Source organism: Lederbergia panacisoli (assembly GCF_024626525.1).
Lineage (GTDB): Bacteria > Bacillota > Bacilli > Bacillales > Bacillaceae_C > Lederbergia > Lederbergia panacisoli.
Window position 1 is genome coordinate 1 of sequence record NZ_JANJGU010000033.1, and the last position, 2,844, is coordinate 2,844.

3 protein-coding genes are annotated in these 2,844 nt (G+C 38.3%); all 3 read right to left on the reverse strand.

The window, feature by feature from the left end; translation table 11 throughout:
• Positions 1–184: 184 nt before the first annotated feature.
• From NQ185_RS20035 to istA, 3 genes are read right to left on the reverse strand one after another with little or no spacing between them, the layout of a single operon-like run.
• Positions 185–385: a hypothetical protein gene (locus NQ185_RS20035; protein ID WP_257583867.1), complete on the reverse strand. Its 201-nt coding sequence runs from the start codon at positions 383–385 to the stop codon at positions 185–187.
• Positions 382–1,137 (reverse strand): IS21-like element helper ATPase IstB, encoded by a 756-nt coding sequence (gene istB / locus NQ185_RS20040; RefSeq protein WP_257583871.1) that lies wholly within the window; start codon positions 1,135–1,137, stop codon positions 382–384. Before istB ends, NQ185_RS20035 begins: the two co-directional genes overlap by 4 nt.
• On the reverse strand, positions 1,127–2,683 hold the full coding sequence (gene istA, locus NQ185_RS20045) for an IS21 family transposase (RefSeq protein WP_257583872.1): 1,557 nt from the start codon (positions 2,681–2,683) through the stop codon (positions 1,127–1,129). Before istA ends, istB begins: the two co-directional genes overlap by 11 nt.
• Positions 2,684–2,844 lie beyond the last annotated feature (161 nt).

Here is a 2,844-nt window from a genome sequence, read left to right on the forward strand (position 1 = left end):
TGAATACTGCCATCGGAATTGACCACGCTTGCCATCTTATTTACCACCAATTGCCACGGAAGTTACCACCGATTGCCAGGGCATTTACCATAAGTATAGACCATGAGGATAATGAGCCAATAATTAGTAAATCAGAAAATGATAGATAGCCATTGGACTTTTTATATTCCAATGGCTATTTATATTATTTAATACTTTTACCTTTTAATTGCTTATCAATAATCTGAATAGCCCAATGAACGAGTTCATCATGATCTAGACTTTCTTCTTCGTTCCATATGCAAGATGATAACAGTCTATCTTCTACTTTATTCATCACTTCCTGAGGTAAATACCTGTGAAAGAAATACTTAGCTATACGATTTTCAACTTCTATTGGAATCATTTGGGCACCGCCAAACCATGACGTTCTCGCATTGAAACCTCGCCATCTATCATAATTTGATAGGAGTCATGGATAATGCGATCCAAGATTGCCTCGGCAATTGTCTCGTTTCCCAATTTTATATGCCATCCGTTGGGATCGATTTGTGAACAGAACACTGTTGAAGCGACCCTGTGGCGGGCTTCGGTAATCTCTAACAAGATGGCCGCCTCATCCGTTGTCAAATCTGTAAGTAGCCATTCATCCAATATTAGTAAATCGACTTTCGTGTATTTTTGGATGATCTTTCTGTAACTACCGTCAGCTGCTAACTTTGCGAGCGATAATTCATCTAGTAGTTCAGGCAATCTAATATATTTTACTTTGTAGTATTGCCTGCAGGCCGATATCCCAAATGCAGTAGCCAAGAATGACTTTCCAGAACCTGTAGGTCCTTTTAGAATGATATTATGACAGTCATGGATATAAGTACAGCTTGCTAGTTTCAGTATTAACTGTTTATCTAGCTTGCGATCCTCGTGATATTCTATATCTTCGATAGAGGCATTTGAGTTTAAAAAAGTAGCCGATTTTATTAACCGTTGAAGCTTATTGTTCTGGCGGCGAGATTGTTCAATGTCAACCAGTATTGAAAAGCGATCCTCAAAATTCATCTTTTGGAATTCCTTGTTCGAGGCTTGCTCTTTATATGCCTCGGCCATACCACTTAATTTCATTTCATGTAATTTTGTTAACGTATGTTCATTTATCATTTTGTTTTCCCCCGTAATATGCAGCCCCACGTGTGAAACCGTAGCTGTTTTGATTTTTTTCTGTTTTTCGCTTTAGTTCTTGTTCAGCATCATTCTTTTTATTGTTCTTTAAAATGGTTTGAATACCCTTAATGGTTGGTCGTTTAGTCATTGAAACAACCATCCTACATGCACGTTCAATTTCATATTTTAAATAACTGCGTTCAGACTTTTTTAATGAAAATATAGATTGTAATGCTAGTTTTTCAGTTTGAGATGTATCTAGAATATACTGAACAACGTTCAAGGTTGATGAACCAATACTTGTTGCCCATTCAATTGCGGCTTCAGATGTTTGTTCTACAAATAGTTTGTGATTATCAGGCATATGATCGGGAATAGTGGATAATTGACCAAACTTCCCATATAATCGTTTGTGAGAGGCTATCCTCATATGATTAAAATAAACTTCAACCAATTCATCTGAAACTCTTATATCCACCTCTCGATTGATATATTCATATGGGACTGAATAAAACATACTATCTGTCGATACGTGGTAGTCAGGACTTACTTTCATCGTTTTCCACTTAGACATTTTGTAAGGTGTGATTGGAAGGGGAGAAAGGGCAAATTTCTCCTCTTCTTCAAACGCCGATAAGCGACAGCCTTTTTTGCGAGTAAAAGGTCGTTCATTAAATTCTTCTAATTTCATCCAGACTTCTTCATTCAACTCATCAATACTAAAGCATTGAGTATTTCTTAATGCCGCAATAATCCATGTGGAAATGACTCCAACAGCCCTTTCAACAGCTGCTTTGTCCTTCGGTGAACGAACTCGTGCAGGCATAACCACGGTATTATAGTAATCTGCCATTTCTTTGTAAGTAGGGTTCAGGATTAACTCCTTCGAAGTATGTTTTGTTACACCAGTCCTAAGATTGTCAGGAACGATAATTTGTGTAACACCACCGAAATACTTAAATGCATGATTGTGAGCAGTAATCCATGATTGTAAATCCATTGATAACGAGGCTTCGGCATAGGATATTTGGCTACAAGGTAATGTGGCCACGAAAACATAGGCCTTTACCTTCTCGCCAGTATCTCTATCAATGATGAAAGCTGTTGAACCCGCCCAATCAACCTCCATGATTTCACCTGGTTTTCTTCGAATACGTAAGGTGGCTTTATACTTTTCCGCATAGTTGCTGTAGTAACGGGCAAAACTTCGATATGAGTATGGTATCTTTTGATTCGCACGGCAATGGGCCTCATATTCATGGTGAAGGAGTGAAAGTGTCACATTCGGCTTCGCTAGCTCTTTATGAATATAATCAAAGTCCAAAGGCTGCCTGCCGGATCCCTCCATAGTCTTTTCCGGAAAGAGAAATTCTTCAATCCATTGATCTGTCATTTCATCCTCCAATGGACACTTTAAGCCCTTCTTATTAGCCCTCTCAATCACCTCCATGACCTTCGGACGGGAGTTACCTGTACTTGCGGCGATGCCTCTCTGACTGATGTTGTCATGATGTAATTCCAAAATTTTTCGATAATGAATCAAACAAAAAACCTCCTATATATAAGTGTCACACCATTATTGGCATGCACACTAATTATATAGAAGGTTTAGGTTGGTAAATAGTTTGGCAAACGGTGGTAAGTTTCTTGTCATTCGGTGGTAAATAATATGGCAGAGGTGGTAAATTCAAGTGGCAGTAATCA

Coding starts and splice junctions, on each gene's coding strand:
- NQ185_RS20035 (WP_257583867.1), bottom strand. CDS start 385: ATGATTCCAATAGAAGTTGAAAATCGTATAGCTAAGTATTTCTTTCAC.
- istB (WP_257583871.1), bottom strand. CDS start 1,137: ATGATAAATGAACATACGTTAACAAAATTACATGAAATGAAATTAAGT.